We start from the raw sequence: 21741 nt of genomic DNA, 5'->3' as shown, positions 1-21741 counted from the left end.
AAATTCTGTCTTTTTGATTATTTTCTATGTCATGTTATGTCATTGCTACTACGACTTATTTGCCACATAAATTGGGTGAAAAGTAAATGGAATTACTATGTTAACTAGAGTGGAACTCATTTTTGTGGTGCTGATGGTGTCAGGCTTAATCTTGATTGCTTATGAAATGCTAAAAGGTTTATTCTAGGGCATCTACACATGATTTTTGATCAAAAAAATACCCATAGAGGGAATCTATGGGCAAAACTAAGGATCTTGACGATCATTCAGAAACTACAGCTAGCTTCTAACTATGATTCTGCATTAGACTTCTTGCGTTAGTCAAATTTTAAGCAGCCAAAAGCTATATTTTATGAGGCTTTAGCCAATTCAAAAATTAGATAAAACTATACTTTCGCAAGAGGTCTACTGAATTAAAAAAACCACATTGGCAAAATAGATCAAAAGTTAAATCATGTGATTTATCATTAATTAACACACTTGAGAACACAAAAACATAGCCCTGCTGATTAATACAATAACTCACCAAACAAATCCGCTCTGATCTCTTCTAAGCTGAGATCTGATTTCATTCTATTACAGATTGGATGAACCAGCAGACCATTCTCTAGCACCCCTTGCCCACCAACGGCTTTGGCAATTTTATGATCCGATTCAGTAGAATCAAGATAGATTAATCCATCACAAATGAGGCAAAAGTTATGATTACCCACCAGAAAATTGTGCTTAAGTAAACTTTTGGTTAATGCTGAAAAGGATTTGGGCTTTGAGCGCGAGATTGGACTAATCGACTCCACATATCCCACCACATGCTTCACGACCGTATCATCATAATTCCCCAAAAATCTTTCAACATAAAACTCATTAAAGTTTATGTATTTGAAGGCCTTAGACATGGACAGAATAAATGTATTCAGGCATTCCTCATCATCAAAATCAACCTCCATTTCCAAACTTAAGCAAATAAAGGCTTTATAGACAATTTGTAGCCGATCATAGCCCTTGATACCACTGCCGAACTTGCCGACCGTTTCGGTGGTCGCCACGGGGAAATTGGCGATCAAGAACTCAATACTACGGCGTACCCGGGTGAAGTCCTTGAAACTAATCGTTCGATGATGAATCTGCATGCGACTTTCATGAATTTCAAACACAATTGAAAACCATGCTAGAAAGGAAGTAATTTGAAAACGCTGGTCCTTATAAAAATATAAGAACGGATGTAAGCCCAAACTCGGAACCCCAGTATTTTTTACAGGAGTGGCCATTCTGCAAAGGGCCGTAAACAGATGTGACATGATCTTTTCAACGCGTTCACCCTGATTCAGGCTCATGATATTATGAATCCGATCACCCGCGATGATATTCATGAGCTCATTGACCAAGCCAATTTTTTTGCCATGACTCATTTCAGTATCTAATAAGATGGTAGAGAAAAGCAGCTGATGGATCCTCTCCCCCAACTCGATGAGCGCATTTAAACGTGTATATTGAAGCTCTTCTAAATTGGATTTATTGTCATTGATATAACAACAAGCATAGATCGCATAATATGCATCACTTCCCCGACTTCTTAGATGATATTCCTCATATTTATCCAGGCGTTTAGTATCTGAGTTAATCGATTGGAATACGCGTCGTGCATCTTCTGGAGTACCAAGCACTTGCCGGAAACTGATTTTAATATCGTCTAATTTAGATTTTTGTTCTGCAAATTTAGGATCAATACAAATTTTTTGGAAGTCAGCCAGATCCCCTAAATGATTTCGCAGGTCACGAATATCTTCTTTTTGTTGATCGCTAAAATTAGGCGCTTGAGTGGCTTGTTCATCTGCAAAATATCTCTTGACCCACGCATAAATACTCGAAAGACGATGCGCCCCATCGATAATATAGATGTTGCCGTGTATATCTTTCCAATACAAGATACACAAATTGATATTTTGATCTTCTGTGCAATTCCCAATAAAGTTTGCAATTTCCCGCACACTCCAACATTCAGTAGAACGCTGGTTATCCGCTTTAAATAAACATTTGATGATGGCATGCTTTTCAAAATCAGTCAGTGCAACTTCAAAATTGTCTCGTTGCATTGATGGTGACATTTCTTCTGGCAACATGACTTTACGCTGAATGATATTCGTCAGTAATCGAGTTTGGCCCATTTTTTGTTTTCTCCAGGCAGCACTTCTCTATATTCGCTCAAATACGAAATTTGAAAGTGCATATCGTTCAATTTGGTTAAAGCGATGAATTAAATGACCGTCAATATCCGGTCAGCGCTAACAAAAGAAACGTAAGAGAAATGGGGATTTGAGATAATGAAATCTTCATGCTGAGTACCTGTAGTTTAGATTTTACTATCTACAACCATCTTTTTCCACGAGATGGAGGTAGACCAAACAGGGGTGGAAATACCGCACTACAGAAGACGGCCAGTCATCGACTGCCCTGCCTGGCCTACCATAATGGCAAGCTAAGCATAATAAGCACAAAAAAACCGCTTAAAGCAGTTTTAATGCTTCTGTAGTAATTTTCAGGTTTCCACGCCTGATTACAGATTTTACTGTAATGTAATTATCATATTTGTATCTTTTTCTTTGGTCAAACCAAATTAGACTTTTTTTAATCATTAATTCTATGAAAGGACCTCAATAAATTAAAATATTGAGCATTATTAAAACAAAAAATCAAATTCGCGGATTCCCAGGCCTTTGCTTGGCAAATCAGATTTTGACAAAGCAAAGGCCTGGGCCCCTTTTGAACCACTTATTAAGCTTAGGCTATTTTTAGAATATTTATGATTAGCAGTTTTAACTAAAGGCTAGAATAAGGAATTTTCATTTATGAGCATTAACTCATCAAAACAGATTAATTCAACTTAAATACAGTTTCTATCTTCAGCAATGTATAAAATTGATTAAAAATTATCAACATAATATGAAAAAACGTACTTTTTATTTGGTTAAAAAACCAAAAAAATCAACCCAAAATAGAGGGTTACATTATTTAAAACTGATTCTCCAATTAATTTAAAACAACACTCAATTTCATATTAAATCGCTTTTAATTTATTATTTTATTAACAACAAAAGGTATTATTTATATCAATAATATTTCAATTAATTTTAACGTAGCGTGATTATTGTCTTGCGTCTCAACAATGCTGTTTTTTAGGCTAAAAAACACTCAAAAAGCCTAAAACCCGGGGTTGGATTTTCACCCTTAATTACCCAGTTTTTGAGCGATAAAAACTCACTTTTCTGCAAAAATATGCTAAAAAAAACAAAGCTGTAAAATCAACAAAAATATCCATCTGATTTCAATGTGTTTTTTTTGATGAATTTCCGTTGATATCGTCAACCTCTGATAGAACCTCTAGGCACTCTTTCATCTTGTAAAAGACGCTTTGCAACAGCATCTTTTGAATAAAATTATTATCTTTTTTATTCCATATTTTATATTTTTTTATTTTCACCTCACCCTTTTTTACATTATTAAATTCACCCGGAATATATTCATCCCATTCAAAATTATCTAAATCTTTTGAATAAAGTTTATTGATAAAATCTAAGAATCTTTGATAGTCAATCAAGTCATTTTTAGATGATGCCTTAAAGTTCAAAATAGGACGATCTTTTTCAAGTGAAATTTTATTTTCTAAACAATCAAAAAAATGTTTAAGATCTTTCTGGGTTACATTTTTATTTAAGTTAAAAGGTTGCTCAATCTCATAGAGAGTAGACCATGTCACCATTTTATTCCAAGTAAAACCGATAAGATCCTCATGATTAGCATCATTTTTGACGTGACTTGTATAGAGAGAAAACGGCTGGCTGATCGATTGAATGAACTTCAATACTTCAGGATCGATCGTTGCTTTTTCTTTTTTTTCCCGCCACTTCCGGTATTCCTCTAAAAACGTTTCACGGTATAAAAATACGTCCTGTTGTTGAGGCTGCTTCTGCTTTTTCTTGCTCTTTAATGCAGCAGTTTGAGAATTATTTTCTGTGTGTGAATGAATCTTCTTCATCAATTTTAAAATATCTCTTTCATTCGACTGAAATTCAACTTTGAAATCGCGATGCATCAACTGACTATCGCCTAATAATGCCTTGATCAATTGAGGTGAATATTCACGGTTTGCTTGATAAAACATGTCAGCAATCAGGATATTCAGATGATGCAGATAATGTCTTGCAGTGATCCGAATGTCTTCATGCCCCATCAGATGCGCAAGTCGAGACCAGGCTTGGGCACTACGCGATGAAGCATCCTTCATACTGGGTAAAATGTGCTTTTTAAGCTTACGCCCAAACTCGGAATCATAGTCAGTAAAACAACGTACCAGTGCTATGCTGCCTTTTAAAAGGATAGCCAAATGTGAAGCGGTACTATGCCTGAAAGCGTGAAAGGTATATTGATGATCGTTTGTCCCTAATACAGTATTAAACAGCAACTGGGTAATTTTTGATAAATTTGTACTGGATAAAGGTTGTTCACCCAGCATAAAGAGCTGTTTGGTTTTTCTATTGCAGACTGCTGCAGTCGGTTTAGAGCCAGGTAACAGGTTTTGATAAAAGCGACAAAATCCTGTGAACTCGTCCGGTGCTAAGAAATGAACTAAATCAAACTGACGCGTGGCATTATCACTTTTCAGATCACGCTCAGAATTTAGACGAATCCTGAGGGTGAGATCATCAATATCACCCATTGTTTTTCTCATTTTATGGTCAGATCGATCGTCTTTCTGCTGATCTAAAGCGGATTCAAACACATAATAGAGCTGTCGATTGTCAGGATGTTTTCGTAACTGCGGAGATACAAAATCATCGATACAGATCCCGGCAGCTTCATCAATACGCAAGCCCAGTCTAAATGCCAATGTATAAACCCATTCTAGACAGGTTGCATCCTGCTCAGTCAGACCCAAAGCTTCTGGGTATCCTCTAAGAATCCGTATCATCAATTGAAACATCTGCGGACTAATGAGTCTGGTTTTTAAAAATAAACCGTCACTTTGACGTTCATATAAATATTGCACAATCGGTGCACGATGATTCTTGACTAAGTATTGGTGAAAAGCTTTCAGCCGATCAAAGGCATAACCCGAGGTATTGTATTTTTTATTGTTGTTGGTTTGGGCGGTCGTTTTATGATTTCTCTGATCATTCAGCAGTTTTTCTTCAACAATCGTGCGATACATTTCCTCAAACTGCTCTTCAGTGGCTGTATCTAGATTGATCTGCTGTTCTAGAATACAACAAAGTAGGTCAAGCACAAAACTACTATAGTAACGCTTGATCGTGGAGACTTTAATCGCTGCTTTCACATGATAAGCAAATTCGTTTTCTAACCACTGACACACGCGTAAATGTGCAATAGCCACTACATAATCTAGGTACTCGCCATTTCCAGCCTCATACGCAGATTTATAGTCCTCAGATTTTTGGATGCTTTCTTGGAGTTGATCCGCAAGCTGTTTGGGTTTGATATCCTGATGAAAAGATAAAAGCCAGGATTTCAGCTCATGACGTTGACCGGTTCGTCGATCATGAAATGTTTTGACTGTAACTGTAGGCATCTCCAAGTCTAAGAGTTGAGGCTTTTTTTCAAGATTTTTGATTCTAGCTTGAATAGTTTTCCAGCAATCGGGTTGATCATAGAGCTGTGTATACTGCTCATAGATTAAAGGCGAAGTGATGATCTGATTGTTCAGTACACTGGTACTTAACACATCCAGATTAGGAATCTCTTGCCACAAGACATAATCCATATGCTTAAAAATGGCAAAACCGGTCTTTTCCAAGCCTTTTAAAAATAGCTTCACGTGATTAAGCTGTGCAAATGGCTGATCCTCACGTGCTTTTCTAGAGTCCCCCTCCTCCGCCATATTCAGTACAATGTTTAAATGGATTTTAAGTTTTTCTAGCAGTAAGGCTTCAGGCTGATTCCCCGTTTCAATTTCACTCTGTTCTTTTTCCCAGTACAGCAATGGCGAAGTGCTTTGTAATACATACCCTTGCGGTCCATTGATTAGCTCCTGAATCCGTCGATAACATAGCATCGCAAAGGCATTGAAATAAATGTGTTGGGTTTGCCATAACTCCGCCTCTTCTTCGCCATCCTGACGATAGATGTTGCCATACTTTGTCGAGGGCAAGGTGTATGAAAAGACATAAGCCTTTTGAACCTTTTCGGCATCTGAATAGATCGGAAGCAAGCCACTATCTAGGTTCATATGAAAAATCGCATCATGAATGGCTATCAGTCGTTCAGGTTGCATGCATCCCTGATCAAAAATTAATGAAATACAAAGACATTCAAACAAGGTATTCACTAATTTTTGTTGCTCTTTAGCCGTAGAGTCTAAGAGGATACCTTGAGTTTGTTGTTTGAGATAATCCGCCCAATTCACATACAGTTTTTCTTTTACCTCGACGAGCATAGTACCCTGCTGTAACTTTCGTCCTGAAAAAACGTTGTCTAGACGTTTAGGTGTGTAGACTATCCAATCGGGCAACTTAATCTCATAGCTCTCGGCATAGGAAGGGTAATCCTTTTGCCACTGCTGGTTTTTCTCGTTACAAATCCGTTTCACTTGTTTAAAACAGAATTGAAGGTAATCTGCAGCATTGCCCTTAAATTTGGATATTTGGCAGAGCTGCTCTAAAACTGCTCTATAGAGAGTAAACTTGTCCAGAATTTGCTGATCAAGCCACTTAAAATCAATTTGAGCAAGGTCAGAATTTACATCTGTGTATGTAGCAGTGATCAGCTGAGAAATTTCCTTAAAAATGTCACCGATTTCTCTTTTAATGGCATTTTCTAATTGCGTAACAAGTGATGTATCAAGCACAAGATGGTCCTTTAAAGCACTTCAAGCTTTGCGATTTCTAGTTTGTTGAGCAAGCTTTTAACTTGTTGCTGAATGTCGTGTTTGTAGAGATAAGGGCTTAATCCAGAAATGTGACTGAATCCCATGCTCTGCTTATCATGGGTATATAGCGTATTGTGAATGTCACCACTCAGGGCGAGATGATTTTTAGTGAAATGCCTTGGCCAGTTTTTATAAATCTGTACAGTCTCTTTAAGGTAATTCGTGACAAAATCAGCAGACATGGGCTGTAACTCCAAATGCTCCACGACTTCAGCAAGATTCACCTGACCTTTTTGGGACTTGATCCGAGGATGTGAGATGACATAGAGCATAAAACCATCGTTTTCCAATTGCGCTTGCAAACTTTTTATCCCGAGTGATTCGATGGTTTTCGTCAGATATTTTCGATATGCATTGAAATGATCCTGCCAGTAGCCTGTAACAGGAACAGGACGTCCTACTTTTCGTGAATCAGTTTTTTTATCATGCACGTAAAGCAGTTGTGCCTTAGGATCATAATGTTTCAGTAACCCCGGCATGCCGACTATTGGACGCACCGTCAGGCAGATTAAGGAAAGATGCCACATCCAAATGCTGTAAGCATTCAGCTTCTCGATCAGATTCGCTTGAGTATTGGCTAATGTGTTTTTGACAAAATGATAAAGCTGATTAAAAAATTTACTCGCGGCCTCTACAGTCCAGCATCGCTGACTGCCGATACGTTCCTCACGATGAAAAATATGACCAGGGTGTTCATCCTCAATCCATGGTTCACCTTTTCTACGGTCTAATAGAACATTAATATAGCCTTGAAAATGCTGGTCGATTTGATCGATCTGACGCCCTTCATAGTTCCATTGCACGATATGACGGCTATCTCTGTTGGCCAGCAAGTGTGCGACCAGGTTATCATCCGTCTCCATATCCATATAAAAATAGATTTGCCGCTCTAACATACCACAGGTGATTTCGCCAATTGCATGCTCTTTAAAAATTTCCCGCAAAAAATTATTGTACTCAATCACACAAAATTCAGGTTCCTCTAAAGCCTCTAAACTGGTGATCCAGGGTGCTGGCATGCGCCATTCCAGGGTTAAGGCCCGATTATAACGCTGTGCTTTATCTTGCATGGCACCGGAATGATTGGCATTCAACTTAGGATCGATCACCCAATAATAATGGATGACTTTTTTGACTGATTTTTTTTTAATTCTACCAATATCAATCAAATACTTGATCTTTTGAAAGACCGTTGGACTCAGACCGGTCAAGAGACACATCAGACCACACACAGCTAAAGCCGATTGATATGCATCATTTCTCTTATTTTCTTGATAACACTTCTGCAATCGCTGATATACCTCAGTTAATAAACTGGGTTTCAGATAAAGCGGATTAGTTTTACAGGCTAAGTCACGTCGCTGAATTCTCTTAGCTTGCTTTTCGAGCTGTTTCTGTTTGTCATCAGAGAAACTCCCCTTCACCCGCTTGGCGATCTCATCCTGTTCAGGATCGACAAGATTGGCCTCTGTATCCTGTCCAGTATCCTCATTCTCTACATCCAACGATGATGTGCCTGAATCAGATTTATAGGTCATGCCCTTTTTAATATCGTTAATTAAAGCCTGAACATTAATTACTGTTGAATTTAATCTACTATTGGCAATCTCGTTGAAAACAATAATAAATTGTTGAATATAACGGCCAAGATTAAGCTGTTCAAAATCATTTTTTATTGTTTTACGCTCTAAAAGAATTTTTAACTCGTTGGCATCAAATTCATCCATAGCTTGGAGTTTGCGTGTAACTTTTTTATACAACAGTTTATTTTTCTCAGTATTCGATAACTGCTTTTGCAAAAGAAGTTTTAAATTATAAGATACTGTGTTGATTTTATTGTTGTTTTTACAATTATTTAGAATAACCTGTTTTTCATCCTTTTCATCCTTTTCATCCTTTTCATCCTTTTCATCCTTTTCATCCTTTTCATCCCTTGTAATCTGAGGCTCTAACAAGATGATTTCCTTCAGTATTTCACACAAGGCTGCAGTACAAAGATAGGAATAGATGAATACTGCTTTTTGTTGGTCGCTTAGTTCTCCTATAGATGCACTTTTAGCCCATTGCGTTAACCCTGCTAATAATTTCTGTTGTGTCACTATCCGATTATTTTTAATCACCACATGTATTTTGTGAGCAGCAGCATACAGTTCCTGTGCCTGCTGATCTTGCGCCAAGAGCTGAGTCAAAATTTGTTTTTTTACACTCAGGGGTTGATTGACCCATTCTTCCAATAGTTTAATTTGCTTGTCAGCTGACAATTCATCAGTTTGGCTCATAAAGCTACCATAATTTTTCAGGGTAAAAATTGATATTCAGGTTTCGTTCGAACTTGAGCTTCAAGTCTTTATTCAGGCCAAAGTATTTTTTATAAGTGTTTGCACTCAATTGAACACAACGCTGCGGATTTTTTCCCACCTTCATATACCGTGATAATGGCAAACCTAAGGTATCGGACAATTGAGTAAAAAAACATGTAAATAGAACAGCATGTACCTCTTTATGTTTGTGCTTTGGAACCTGTTCCAAATCTAAAGAAATTTTATGGATTAACCATTTTAGAATTTCAAATTCATCAACACCTTTATGGGATTTTTCACCCTTGTTAAGAATTCTTTTGATATAAGCATCCAGCTTGTTTTTAAGATTCAAGATAAAATGTCGAATAAAATCTGGTAAATCTAATATCAAAACTGCACTTAACTTGGTCAGGACTTCAAGTGATTTTTTTTGCATTTCCAATTTTTTTCTATCGTAACCATCTCAGCTGATACTGGCTGTATAAACTCAATACTGTTGAAATGGCTAATTTTTAAATTTACAACTTAGGCTCAACAGAATCTGTTAAGCCTAAAAAGGCAGATCATGAAGATAAAAATATTGTTGATTCTGATATGGATGAAATTTTAGATCCATCAGAAGATCAGTTACCGTTCTGGTAAGCATTTTTCCCTTTAACACTTTTTAATTCAATATGTATGATAAATAGCAGTACCCAATATTTAAAAAAATATTGGATACTCAATTATAAATTTCCACAGTGGAAATTTATAATTTTTATGGGTGGTCATCTAAACCGGCAAGAAATTCTTCTAACTTTTCAATCTTTTCTTGATTAAATTCAGCATTTAAACTGGTGCGAATATTTAGGACTGTTTTCCCATTGAGACTTTTCTCGATCTTAATCGAACCAAATTTAAGACCATTTTTATTTTTTAAGATCATTTTGTTTACTAGAGAGGCATTTTCGATGCTTTGATCTTGTTTTTTAGCTGTCTCTTGTACCGTTAGTGCTTTTTCTATTTGATAAATGAATTTTTTTGATGGACGATTTGTTTCTGTAAATTCATTTAGGTACTTTTTCCATATGGTTAACGTGGTATCTTCAACTAGTTGATGGTTAAACTTTAAAACCAGTTTATTTAATTCAGTTAACAATTGTTGTGCGGTTGCACCTGAAATCGCTTTGGGGTGGATTTTTAGATCTTCTTTTATATAGTTTGGCAGTTTATAAAAGCTCATTAATCTAAAGTATTTAGATTGATCTAATTGATATTTTTGAGTAATAAATTCTATATTTTGTATAGTATAACCAAACTCATCGCAGTGTTTTTGTATAGCATTGACTAATTCAAAATCACTAAGATTTGACCGATGTAAATTGTCAATCAATGAAATTAAAGCTGTCTTTTCTGTAGATTTATCATCTCGAATAATTGCACGAATAGTCTTATGTTTTAATACATCACGAACAGCTCGAAACCTTTTTTCTCCACCAACAAGCTCATATGTTTCTTCTTTTTTGATCACAACAATCGGATAAATTTGCCCATTCGTTTCAATACTTTTGGCAAGCTTTTCAACATCTTGTAAAACTTTGTCTGTAATAATGCGAGGTTGATGCTCTGAGAAGTCAATAAGCTCTATAGGTAGATCAACAATATTATTTTCAGTCGATGATACCAATGCAACTTTGCCTGTTCCTGCTGCATTAATAAATGCTTGTTCCATTTCAAAGGCATCATCAAAATCGACAATGAGTGGTTTTTTCGCCATTACAGGATCTCCACCAAAAATTCATTTAATTCATCTTTTGCTTTACTACTACCCATTTCTAATACTGATTTTCCTTCGATCATTGCATCGCGAAATTGTTTGCGATCACGCACAATGGTATTTAGTGTTTTCACAGACTTGACTTGTTGTAGCAACTCTAAAGCAGCATCAATTTCTGTAGATTTGGTATTGGTTGGTGCTTTATTTAAGACTACAAAAGTTTCTAATTTCTTATTTACTTGCTTAGCAGCATTTACCAATCTAAGCACAAATGGCAGCACTTCGATATCTGTTTGACTAGGTTGCGTTGGAATAATAAGAACATCTGCTATTAATAATGCTGAACGAAACTCAGCTGAATCACGTCCTGCAACATCCAATACAATATATTTATTATTATTTTTTAACTGTTGTAGTTCTTCTTTTAAATTATCTTTGAGCGAAATGGTTGTAATCGAGTCTTGTGTTCTACGTTTACTCCATTTTATAGAGGATTGTTGATCATCTCCATCTACAAGAATAGTCTGACCTTTTTTGCTCAGAGCAACAGCTAAATTGGTTGAGAGTGTGGTCTTTCCAACGCCACCTTTCTGATTGGCAATTACGTATATTGTCATGGATTAAATATATAAAAATTAAATTTATATTAGCATAATTTTAAAAATTAAAAAAATATTTTTAATTTTCCACAGTGGAAATTTAAAAAACTAAAAGCCTTTTTTTTCTTTTGTGTAGTCCCGGCATTTGATGGATCGGATCAATCTTAAAAAGTTCAGGTTCATCTATCCACTGTTTGCAGATGAATTCGTAGGGAGTCAGGCCCCTGAGTGTTTTGAGTCTGCGGTCGAAGTTGTATGTAGCAATAAAATCAGCAAGGTGAATGCATAGCTGAGTGTGATCGTCGTAAGGCTTTGTTGCACAAACCTATCTGTAAAGGGTTTTTCAGCGATATAATTTTCAAATGAAGAAGCCTACACACAAAATCTACCGCACAACCAATTGGCCCGCATATAACCGAGCACTCATGAGTCGCGGAAATATTGTCATTTGGTTTGATCCTGCTACGCAATGGTATGCTCCATCAAAAGGCAAACAAGGGCGAAATCAAACCTACTCCGACGCAGCTATCCAATGCTGCTTAATGATTAAATCCTTATTCCGTCTATCTTTACGTATGGTCACTGGCTTTGTGCAAAGTCTGATTAAACTTTGCGGATTAAATTGGACCGCACCAGATTACAGTACGCTTTGTAGAAGACAAAAGCATATTGATATTGCAATCAGCTACCAAAAAAGTAGCGATGGGCTGCATCTACTCGTAGACTCTACAGGCATGAAGTTTCTAGGTGAGGGCGAATGAAAACGCAAGAAACATGGAGCTGAATATCGTCGCCAATGGCGTAAACTACATATTGGTATAGATGCCAAAACCCTACAAATACGAGCAGTTCAGCTTACAACCAATAATGTCAGTGATTCACAGGTGCTTGGTGATTTACTTAATCAGATTCCACAAGATGAGCAGATTGACTCTGTTTATACCGATGGAGCTTATGACACCAAGCAATGCCGTGAGGTCATTGCAGATCGGCAAGCACATGCGGTGATTCCACCTAGAAAAAATGCGAAACCATGGAAAGATACAAAGAGTAGCTCGCTAGAGCGAAATGAATTACTTCGAACAGTTAAACGTTTAGGCAGGACACTATGGAAAAAATGGTCAGGCTATCATCGGCGAAGTTGGTTGAAACTAAGATGCATTGCATCAAATTATTAGGAGATAAACTCAGTGCAAGGAGTTTTGATAGCCAAGTGAATGAGATCCATGCACGTGTAGCAGTCCTTAACAGATTTACGGAATTAGGTCGACCACTTACCCAAGTTACGCCTTAAATTTGGCTCAATTAGGGGCGCTTTGCATTTCAAATCTTTGTGCAACAAAGCCAATTTAAACTAATTCTAACTGTTCGGCTTCTTCTGTAACTTCAATATCTTCAGCAGCAGAATTTTCAAATTCATCATTTAACCAACGCTGTAATAAACTACGCATTCTTGAGCTTGGTACATAAATATTGATTGGGTTACCTTCACGAATAGCAGAACGCCATATCCATTGGACCATCTCAGATAGAGCGAATACATCTTCCTTAACAGGGAATCCCTTCATAGCTGAAGCTTTAACAACCATTGGATTTGGATATAGGTTCATCAAGTAAGCTAAGTTGGTTTTGTCTTTGTATTCGTTAGTTGCCTTTGTATTGAAGGCTAACCATTCTTCTTTATAGCGTGATCCAGCAATTGCTGAATGTGCTTCTTTAAATGAAGTCCAAAGTCTATCTGACTTTTTCGCTTTAACATGGTTACGGAAATAGTTATCAAGATTTTTTGACAACTGCTCACATAAAGCTTTCTTATTTGATTTGAATTGGCTTGAACTCAATGCTGTAGTTTTAGTACCAATCTCATTAATAAACTTGTTATCTGAAATAGTGACTAAATGCTTAATTTGAGAAGGCTTGTTACCAAAACGGATCAGTTCATACTCAACGCCATACGATTTCAAATACGCTGACATTTGAGAGCCTTCAAACATATAAGTAGCAATCCAGACTTCTTTAAAAGATCTCAGTGTGTCGATACTCAATTCCCAAACAATCAGCTTCTGGTCCACATACAAGAGCTGACCGAGATCACACATTGTTGCTAGGTTTTCATATTTCGTACCCGTCGGGTCACCACCGTTATCACCATACTTTTCACGGTTGAAACGAAGAGTGACAGCATCATCATCAACATGAATCCAACCTAAACGGAAAAGAGCTTCTAACTCTGTAGATGAATGCTCTGTATATACATCATAGACTTGAATTGTTTCGTCAATAATCAGTACATAGTCTTTCGCATCATCCAACATATTTGGTGTTAGGTTCATAAAAAGCTGATGTGTACTGACTACGTTTTCTTTGTTCTTTAACAGGTATTGCAAGCTTTCAGCTTTATTTCCACCCTTATAGCTTGGATGCTTGAAACGTCTTTCCTTCAAAGGAGCATCATCTAAATATGCGTAATGAACGCTTGTATCGTCTTCTGTGGTAATTAAAGGACGTTTTAATACATCTTCAGGATCGTATGTTGTACCTGAAATACGATGGCATTCATCAAGTAATGGAGTGATGTAAAGAAAGTTCTGGTCTTTTTCTGCTGTTCTAATGTTTTCTATAATTTGAGTAGTCTTACCGCTACCCATCATTGCATCATAAACTTTAAACACTGTGCTTATTTTTCCTATTTGCACGTTTTATTATCCTCATTGCATATTGTTGTAATGGAAGACTGTTCTCCCCTCTTGAGACAGATTATATTACATCAAGACAGATAATGTCAATAACTTGTCTTGTGGATCTATTTTTGTCTTGAATTGCTTTATTTGTCTAGCTAAACACTTGTTTTGTTTTTAAATTTAAAACTGTGGATAAGTAAGACAGATTTCGGTCTTAATTGATCTTAGGTTTTATACGGCTTTCGCTGCAATTCGATACTCAAATTACAGTGAATTTATAAAGGAAAATTTAAAGGCTGTAGACAAAACCTTGTCTTAGACATTTTATAACTACTTGTTTTTAAAAATGAAAAAAGCAAAAACCTTAAAACAAAAATGTACGGATTCTAGGTACACATAAGCGCACACAGACATAGCACCTAAAGCCTATTTACTGACCGCCCTCTGTTCCTTCCATTACTGTAGCTATTGCATACAGTCGGTTGGTTGCTCAAACATTTACTTCAGCATAGCTTCGTTGTTACTCGCTATACTTCGTAAAGTTTCGAGCTGAGGTCCATTCTTTTATAACTCAATGTTTTCAACTGATTTTGAAGGAAGCTTAAAAAGTCTTATAAAATAAGGCTAGACAAAACCTTGTCTTGGGACTATCAAAAAAGTCAATCTTTTAGGGCTTTTTTTAACTTGAATCTTAAAGAAGAAATTATAAAAAAATACAGATAACTAATTAATAAATATTTAATTAATTTTTCAAATAAAGAAAAAGAATAGAGCGATATATCGAACTCCTTTCAGTCGTTCTCATATCTTCTTATAGAAAAATAGTTGTTCAACCTATAACAAGCTTCTTATTCATTTCCTTAACAGTCAATGAATAACAACCTTTAACAGTCAGATAATCAATCTTTAATCTGTATCCGTACCTTAACAGGCACGTATCCATATCAAACATTGAACTGACTGCCTACTAATCTGTTTTGTATGCTGTTTATTTTTCAATACTAATCAAATAGAATGAAGCTACAACTTTACATATAACTGTTTAATATGAAAAAGATAGTTTTAACTTTACTGTTGGCTTGTACTGGTACTATGGCTCAAGCTATTGAAGTGGATCATAATTACAAATTTAGTCTTTGTGCTGTAGCGGAGGATATAGCCAAAAGTTCTGTCGAAATACAAAAATATGAAGACATAGGAAAAGAAGAATTTAAGGTAGGTTATTTCAATACTTTAGAAACACAGTTAAACAAGCATTCCTTTTATAAAAACTATTATAAGCAACTAATTAATGCAGTTGTAGATGAGTTCTGGAACGTAAGAGATGAACAGTTAGCAAGTGATGTAGCTTTCCTTACGTGTATGACACTTGTAGAGGGAACTGATTTTAAAGACTACAAATACGAATAGCCTATGCAGAATAGGTATTCTTATTCCTAAAAGTTATAAGGATTGACAGTATAATAAAAATATGTTATATATGTATCTGTTTTCTATAACTAAAAATTATAAGCAAACAGAAAAACAATAAGAATAAAAACAACTTCAAATAAAAAGAGATACAACCATGTATTCAGTATTCATCATCACCAATAAAAAGAAATTCGTATTAGCAACATATCAAGACTTCAGTCCTGAGCTATCAGATCAAACAAAGCTACAGCTTATTCTAAATGGACCTACTGTTCCTGTAACTGTATTTGAACAGTACTTCAAAGCTCCTGAAGACTTTGAAATTAAAACTTTTAAAAGCGGTATCGACAATGCTTTAGAAGCAAGCCTAGAAGTCAACAACATTAATCTGGTACAAGCCAATAAGAAAGCAACAGCAGATGCACGTGTACCTGTATTACCAAAAACAAGAAAGCCACGTACTAAGAAGACAACAAATGAAGATCAAGGGCTGTAAGCGTCAAGCCTTCCTAGATCAAGCTATACTGAATGGCGGTCAACCAATCTTCTACCTAATCAAATGCTGGAATAAGGAAGTGAACCGTACCGGGTTTGTCGGAGAGTCAATATTCTGAGAGACTATCCCGATGACAAAATTAAAATATGCCCCTGAAATCAGAGAAAGAGCGGTTCAATTATTGATTGAATCTGAAAAAGATTATCCATCGAATTGGGCTGCGATCACCGCTATTGCTCCCAAGATAGGTTGTACTCCTGAAACACTACGTGTTTGGTATCAAAAATATTTAGATAAACTAAATCCAGTTAAAGTACAGCAGCTTTCAGACCAAGAACGTATCAAACAACTCGAACGCGAAAATAAAGAACTGCAACGCGCCAATGAGATTCTACGTAAAGCAGCCGCTTTTTTCGCCCAGGCGGAACTCGACCGCCCACACAAATAATGGTGGATTTTATCCATAATAATAAAGAGCTGTACGGAGTCGAGGCGATTTGTAGAATTTTACCGATCGCACCCTCAACCTATTACCGGACTCTAGATCTCTGCGAAAACCCAGAACATCGAGCAAAGCGAGATCTACATGACTTGCATCATGCTGAACAAATTAAACGAATTTGGAAGGAAAGTTCAGGTCGATATGGTGTACGTAAAGTTTGGCAAAAACTGAAACGTGAAGGCTATATTATTGCACGCTGTACAGTTGCTCGATTGATGCAAAAGCTAGGTATACAAGGTGTTTGGCGAGGTAAGAATAAACAAACTACCCATAGCCGAGATGATCAAAAACGAGCAGATGACTTGGTGAAACGCAATTTTAGTGCTGATCACCCTGACCAGCTGTGGGTCGCTGACTTTACGTATATTCAAACAAATTCAGGCTGGGTCTATACCGCCTTTATTATTGATGTGTTCTCGCGAGCAATTGTTGGATGGAAAGTATCAACACGGATGAATACAGACATGGTGCTCGATGCACTGGAGCAAGCATTGCATGATCGAGGCATGCCAAAGAACGTGATTCATCATAGTGACAGAGGTGTGCAATATCTTTCCATTCGTTATACCAATCGTTTAGAAGCAGCAAATTTACGAGCATCAGTCGGTACGACCGGTGATTCATACGATAATGCTTTGGCTGAAACAGTGAATGGCTTATACAAAACAGAGGTGATTGAATATTTAAAAGCAGATTGGCAAGGTTTAGCGGATGTACAACTTGCGACATTAAATTGGGTAGATTGGTTCAATAAAGAGCGTGTACATAGTGCACTAGGTTATGTGCCACCTTTTGATTTTGAAGCAATGTACTATGATAAAATTAATCCGTTAGGTCAGGTGGCCTAACTTAAATAAAAAAGTCTCCGACAAACCCGGTACGGTTCAGATCACCGCAAACAGGTTACTCGCCTGGGGATTCCCTTTCGACCCGAGCATCCGTATGAGACTCATGCTCGATTATTATTATTATAGAAGCCCCCATGAATAAATCGCTCATCATTTTCGGCATCGTCAACATAACCTCGGACAGTTTCTCCGATGGAGGCCGGTATCTGGCGCCAGACGCAGCCATTGCGCAGGCGCGTAAGCTGATGGCCGAGGGGGCAGATGTGATCGACCTCGGTCCGGCATCCAGCAATCCCGACGCCGCGCCTGTTTCGTCCGACACAGAAATCGCGCGTATCGCGCCGGTGCTGGACGCGCTCAAGGCAGATGGCATTCCCGTCTCGCTCGACAGTTATCAACCCGCGACGCAAGCCTATGCCTTGTCGCGTGGTGTGGCCTATCTCAATGATATTCGCGGTTTTCCAGACGCTGCGTTCTATCCGCAATTGGCGAAATCATCTGCCAAACTCGTCGTTATGCATTCGGTGCAAGACGGGCAGGCAGATCGGCGCGAGGCACCCGCTGGCGACATCATGGATCACATTGCGGCGTTCTTTGACGCGCGCATCGCGGCGCTGACGGGTGCCGGTATCAAACGCAACCGCCTTGTCCTTGATCCCGGCATGGGGTTTTTTCTGGGGGCTGCTCCCGAAACCTCGCTCTCGGTGCTGGCGCGGTTCGATGAATTGCGGCTGCGCTTCGATTTGCCGGTGCTTCTGTCTGTTTCGCGCAAATCCTTTCTGCGCGCGCTCACAGGCCGTGGTCCGGGGGATGTCGGGGCCGCGACACTCGCTGCAGAGCTTGCCGCCGCCGCAGGTGGAGCTGACTTCATCCGCACACACGAGCCGCGCCCCTTGCGCGACGGGCTGGCGGTATTGGCGGCGCTGAAAGAAACCGCAAGAATTCGTTAACTGCACATTCGGGATATTTCTCTATATTCGCGGTTCAGCAGGCATGTCCCCTTTGAGGGCGACCCGACGACAGGATAATCGACCTTATGGTGCGCAAATATTTCGGCACAGACGGTATTCGTGGCAAAGCCAACGAAGGCGCGATGACGGCGGAAACCGCCTTGCGCGTCGGCATGGCGGCTGGCCGTGTCTTTCGTCGCGGTGACCACCGCCATCGTGTCGTGATCGGCAAGGATACGCGCCTGTCGGGCTATATGCTTGAACCCGCGCTCACAGCCGGTTTCACCTCGATGGGGCTTTGTTGCACAAACCTATCTGTAAAGGCTTTTTCAGCGATATAATTTTCAAATGAAGAAGCCTACACACAAAATCTACCGCACAACCAATTGGCCCGCATATAACCGAGCACTCATGAGTCGCGGAAATATTGCCATTTGGTTTGATCCTGCTACGCAATGGTATGCTCCATCAAAAGGCAAACAAGGGCGAAATCAAACCTACTCCGACGCAGCTATCCAATGCTGCTTAATGATTAAATCTCTATTCCGTTTGTCTTTACGTATGGTCACTGGCTTTGTGCAAAGTCTGATTAAACTTTGCGGATTAAATTGGACCGCACCAGATTACAGTACGCTTTGTAGAAGACAAAAGCATATTGATATTGCAATCAGCTACCAAAAAAGTAGCGATGGGCTGCATCTACTCGTAGACTCTACAGGCATGAAGTTTCTAGGTGAGGGCGAATGGAAACGCAAGAAACATGGAGCTGAATATCGTCGCCAATGGCGTAAACTACATATTGGTATAGATGCCAAAACCCTACAAATACGCGCTATTCAGCTCACAACCAATAATGTCAGTGATTCACAGGTGCTTGGTGATTTACTTAATCAGATTCCACAAGATGAGCAGATTGACTCTGTTTATACCGATGGAGCTTATGACACCAAGCAATGCCGTCAGGTCATTGCAGATCGGCAAGCGCATGCGGTGATTCCACCTAGAAAAAATGCGAAACCATGGAAAGATACAAAGAGTAGCTCGCTAGAGCGAAATGAATTACTTCGAACAGTTAAACATTTAGGCAGGACATTATGGAAAAAATGGTCAGGCTATCATCGCCGCAGTTTGGTGGAAACCAAGATGCATTGCATCAAATTATTAGGCGATAAATTAATGGCAAGAAGCTTTCCTAGTCAGGTGAATGAGATCCATGCACGTGTAGCAGTCCTTAACAGATTTACGGAATTAGGTCGCCCACTTACCCAAGTTACGCCTTAAATTTGCTCTGTACACGACAAATTTCACAGAACCCTTATCCTATCAGGATTCTGCTTTCTTAAAATTGCCAAAATTTCCTTAAACTCTTCTTTTTTCCCAAAACCAATTAAATGCTGAATCGCCATTTGAACATAGTCTAAACCATAGCGAAATAAACTCATTGAGAGTCGTCCATGCTTCTTTATTTTTATCGCTTTTTTTTGATTATGTTGCCATTCACCCGTTAAGTAACACCAACAGAAGCTTATAGCTAACACCGCAATCAATTTTTTCACTCGTCTAGGGTCTGTCAAGCGCGTATTTTCAAGATTAAACCCGCGTCCTTTGAGACAACTGAATAAGGTTTCAATTTCCCAGCGTAATGCATAATCCTGAATAGCATTGGCATTAAACTGAGGAGAAACGACGAGTAAAAGCTCTCCATTTTCTAACTGTAGTGCACTTATATATAGTTTCACCCGACCAACCAAAATCCGTCGTTTACGACATTCAATTTGACCAACTTTAAGATGGCGAAATAAATCACTAATTTTATGATTCTTTCCTAAATGATTGGTGACAATGAAGTTTTTTTAACACGAATGCAGAAGTTGATGTCTTGTTCAATTAACCATGTAAACCACTGCTCACCGATAAACTCTCTGTCTGCGAACACATTCACAATACGGTCTTTACCAAAAATGGCTATAAAGCGTTGAATCAAAGCAATACGCTCTTTCGTATCTGAATTTCCACGTTTATTAAGCAATGTCCAAAGGATAGGTATCGCTATTCCACGATAAACGATTGCGAGCATCAGGATATTAATATTTCGTTTTCCCCATTTCCAATTGGTTCTATCTAAAGTCAGTTGCACTTGGTCGAATGAAAACATATTGAAAATCAACTGAGAAATTTGACGATAATCAAAATACTGACCTGCAAAGAAGCGCTGCATACGTCGATAAAATGATTGTGGTAAGCACTTGATGGGCAAGGCTTTAGATGCAGAAGAAAGATTACATGTTTGCTTTAAAATAATCACAAGCATGATGAGCGCAAAGCACTTTAAATGTGACTTGTTCCATTTTAGAGATTTGTTTAAGATAAGATATAACTCATTGAGATGTGTCATAGTATTCGTCGTTAGAAAACAATTATTGTGACATTATTTCAATGAGTTATCTATTTTTGTCGTGTACAGAGTTAAATTTGGATCAATTAGGGGCGCTTTGCATTTCAAATCTTTGTGCAACAAAGCCTCAGAAAACTGAAGGAACCTCCATTGAATCGAACTAATATTTTTTTTGGTGAATCGCATTCTGACTGGTTGCCTGTCAGAGGCGGAGAATCTGGTGATTTTGTTTTTCGACGTGGTGACGGGCATGCCTTCGCGAAAATCGCACCTGCTTCCCGCCGCGGTGAGCTCGCTGGAGAGCGTGACCGCCTCATTTGGCTCAAAGGTCGAGGTGTGGCTTGCCCCGAGGTCATCAACTGGCAGGAGGAACAGGAGGGTGCATGCTTGGTGATAACGGCAATTCCGGGAGTACCGGCGGCTGATCTGTCTGGAGCGGATTTGCTCAAAGCGTGGCCGTCAATGGGGCAGCAACTTGGCGCTGTTCACAGCCTATCGGTTGATCAATGTCCGTTTGAGCGCAGGCTGTCGCGAATGTTCGGACGCGCCGTTGATGTGGTGTCCCGCAATGCCGTCAATCCCGACTTCTTACCGGACGAGGACAAGAGTACGCCGCAGCTCGATCTTTTGGCTCGTGTCGAACGAGAGCTACCGGTGCGGCTCGACCAAGAGCGCACCGATATGGTTGTTTGCCATGGTGATCCCTGCATGCCGAACTTCATGGTGGACCCTAAAACTCTTCAATGCACGGGTCTGATCGACCTTGGGCGGCTCGGAACAGCAGATCGCTATGCCGATTTGGCACTCATGATTGCTAACGCCGAAGAGAACTGGGCAGCGCCAGATGAAGCAGAGCGCGCC

Annotated in this window: 15 protein-coding genes, 2 pseudogenes and 1 other annotated feature; of the genes and pseudogenes, 8 read left to right on the top strand and 9 right to left on the bottom strand. The window is 38.7% G+C overall.

Annotated elements, in window-relative coordinates:
• Positions 1–509 precede the first annotated feature (509 nt).
• The 7 genes and pseudogenes from L3V46_RS22560 to L3V46_RS22530 form a co-directional block, all read right to left on the bottom strand.
• Positions 510–2165 carry an HNH endonuclease signature motif containing protein gene (locus L3V46_RS22560; protein ID WP_031974807.1) on the bottom strand — a complete coding sequence of 552 codons (1656 nt, stop codon included), beginning with the start codon at positions 2163–2165 and terminating at the stop codon, positions 510–512.
• A 1157-nt stretch (positions 2166–3322) separates the two neighbouring features.
• Complete coding sequence (locus L3V46_RS22555) at positions 3323–6859, bottom strand: hypothetical protein (protein ID WP_020753590.1); 3537 nt, start codon at positions 6857–6859, stop codon at positions 3323–3325.
• An 11-nt stretch (positions 6860–6870) separates the two neighbouring features.
• The gene (locus L3V46_RS22550; protein ID WP_020753591.1) at positions 6871–9219 is read right to left on the bottom strand and encodes a hypothetical protein; all 2349 of its coding nucleotides are present in this window, start codon (positions 9217–9219) and stop codon (positions 6871–6873) included.
• A gap of 4 nt (positions 9220–9223) precedes the next feature.
• A complete protein-coding gene (locus tag L3V46_RS22545; protein WP_031974804.1) occupies positions 9224–9676 on the bottom strand; it encodes a hypothetical protein in 453 nt (150 codons plus the stop codon).
• Positions 9677–9997: 321 nt separating this feature from the next.
• A complete protein-coding gene (locus L3V46_RS22540; protein WP_001085468.1) occupies positions 9998–10996 on the bottom strand; it encodes a ParB/RepB/Spo0J family partition protein in 999 nt (332 codons plus the stop codon).
• Positions 10996–11613: an AAA family ATPase gene (locus L3V46_RS22535; protein WP_000158575.1), complete on the bottom strand. Its 618-nt coding sequence runs from the start codon at positions 11611–11613 to the stop codon at positions 10996–10998. The genes L3V46_RS22540 and L3V46_RS22535 overlap by 1 nt, the downstream gene beginning before the upstream one ends.
• An 82-nt stretch (positions 11614–11695) precedes the next feature.
• A pseudogene (locus tag L3V46_RS22530) lies at positions 11696–11902 on the bottom strand (hypothetical protein); the annotation flags it as partial.
• 55 nt (positions 11903–11957) lie between these two features.
• Here L3V46_RS22530 and L3V46_RS22525 point away from each other — a divergent pair.
• A pseudogene (locus L3V46_RS22525) lies at positions 11958–12889 on the top strand (IS5 family transposase).
• A 55-nt stretch (positions 12890–12944) separates the two neighbouring features.
• Here the strand turns inward: L3V46_RS22525 and L3V46_RS22520 are convergent.
• Positions 12945–14291 (bottom strand): hypothetical protein, encoded by a 1347-nt coding sequence (locus L3V46_RS22520; protein WP_020753597.1) that lies wholly within the window; start codon positions 14289–14291, stop codon positions 12945–12947.
• Positions 14292–15323: 1032 nt separating this feature from the next.
• On the opposite strand from L3V46_RS22520, the gene L3V46_RS22515 reads away from it, so the two are divergent.
• The 6 genes from L3V46_RS22515 (at position 15324) to L3V46_RS22490 (ending at position 19766) form a co-directional block, all read left to right on the top strand.
• Positions 15324–15686 (top strand): hypothetical protein, encoded by a 363-nt coding sequence (locus tag L3V46_RS22515; RefSeq protein WP_020753598.1) that lies wholly within the window; start codon positions 15324–15326, stop codon positions 15684–15686.
• A gap of 157 nt (positions 15687–15843) precedes the next feature.
• On the top strand, positions 15844–16185 hold the full coding sequence (locus L3V46_RS22510) for a hypothetical protein (protein ID WP_020753599.1): 342 nt from the start codon (positions 15844–15846) through the stop codon (positions 16183–16185).
• Between the two features lie 130 nt (positions 16186–16315).
• A protein-coding gene (locus tag L3V46_RS22505; protein ID WP_100249712.1) for an IS3 family transposase occupies positions 16316–17535 on the top strand; the annotation gives its coding sequence in 2 pieces (ribosomal slippage) (positions 16316–16592 and positions 16592–17535; 1221 coding nt in all).
• Positions 16591–16707: a sequence feature (AL1L pseudoknot), on the top strand. Its footprint overlaps the gene before it by 117 nt.
• A gap of 134 nt (positions 17536–17669) precedes the next feature.
• Entirely contained in the window at positions 17670–18485 is an 816-nt protein-coding gene (gene sul2, locus L3V46_RS22500; RefSeq protein WP_001043260.1) for a sulfonamide-resistant dihydropteroate synthase Sul2, read from the top strand.
• An 86-nt stretch (positions 18486–18571) separates the two neighbouring features.
• Positions 18572–18826, top strand: coding sequence for a phosphoglucosamine mutase (locus L3V46_RS22495; RefSeq protein WP_051626581.1), 255 nt, complete (start codon positions 18572–18574; stop codon positions 18824–18826).
• A gap of 7 nt (positions 18827–18833) precedes the next feature.
• Positions 18834–19766 carry an IS5-like element IS17 family transposase gene (locus L3V46_RS22490; protein WP_099475569.1) on the top strand — a complete coding sequence of 311 codons (933 nt, stop codon included), beginning with the start codon at positions 18834–18836 and terminating at the stop codon, positions 19764–19766.
• Between the two features lie 23 nt (positions 19767–19789).
• Here L3V46_RS22490 and L3V46_RS22485 read toward each other — a convergent pair.
• Positions 19790–20880, bottom strand: a protein-coding gene (locus L3V46_RS22485; protein WP_151725855.1) for an IS4-like element ISAba1 family transposase whose coding sequence is annotated in 2 segments (ribosomal slippage) — positions 19790–20340 and positions 20340–20880 — 1092 coding nt in all. Because the reading frame shifts where the segments join, the coding sequence is not laid out codon by codon here.
• Between the two features lie 150 nt (positions 20881–21030).
• Here L3V46_RS22485 and L3V46_RS22480 point away from each other — a divergent pair.
• Positions 21031–21741, top strand: a 711-nt coding sequence (locus tag L3V46_RS22480; protein WP_239046816.1) for an APH(3'') family aminoglycoside O-phosphotransferase, incomplete at its 3' end; no start/stop codon positions are given.

This window comes from Acinetobacter sp. AG3 (genome assembly GCF_022343575.1).
Taxonomy (GTDB): domain Bacteria; phylum Pseudomonadota; class Gammaproteobacteria; order Pseudomonadales; family Moraxellaceae; genus Acinetobacter; species Acinetobacter guillouiae.
This window is presented reverse-complemented; position numbering and strand designations above follow the sequence as displayed.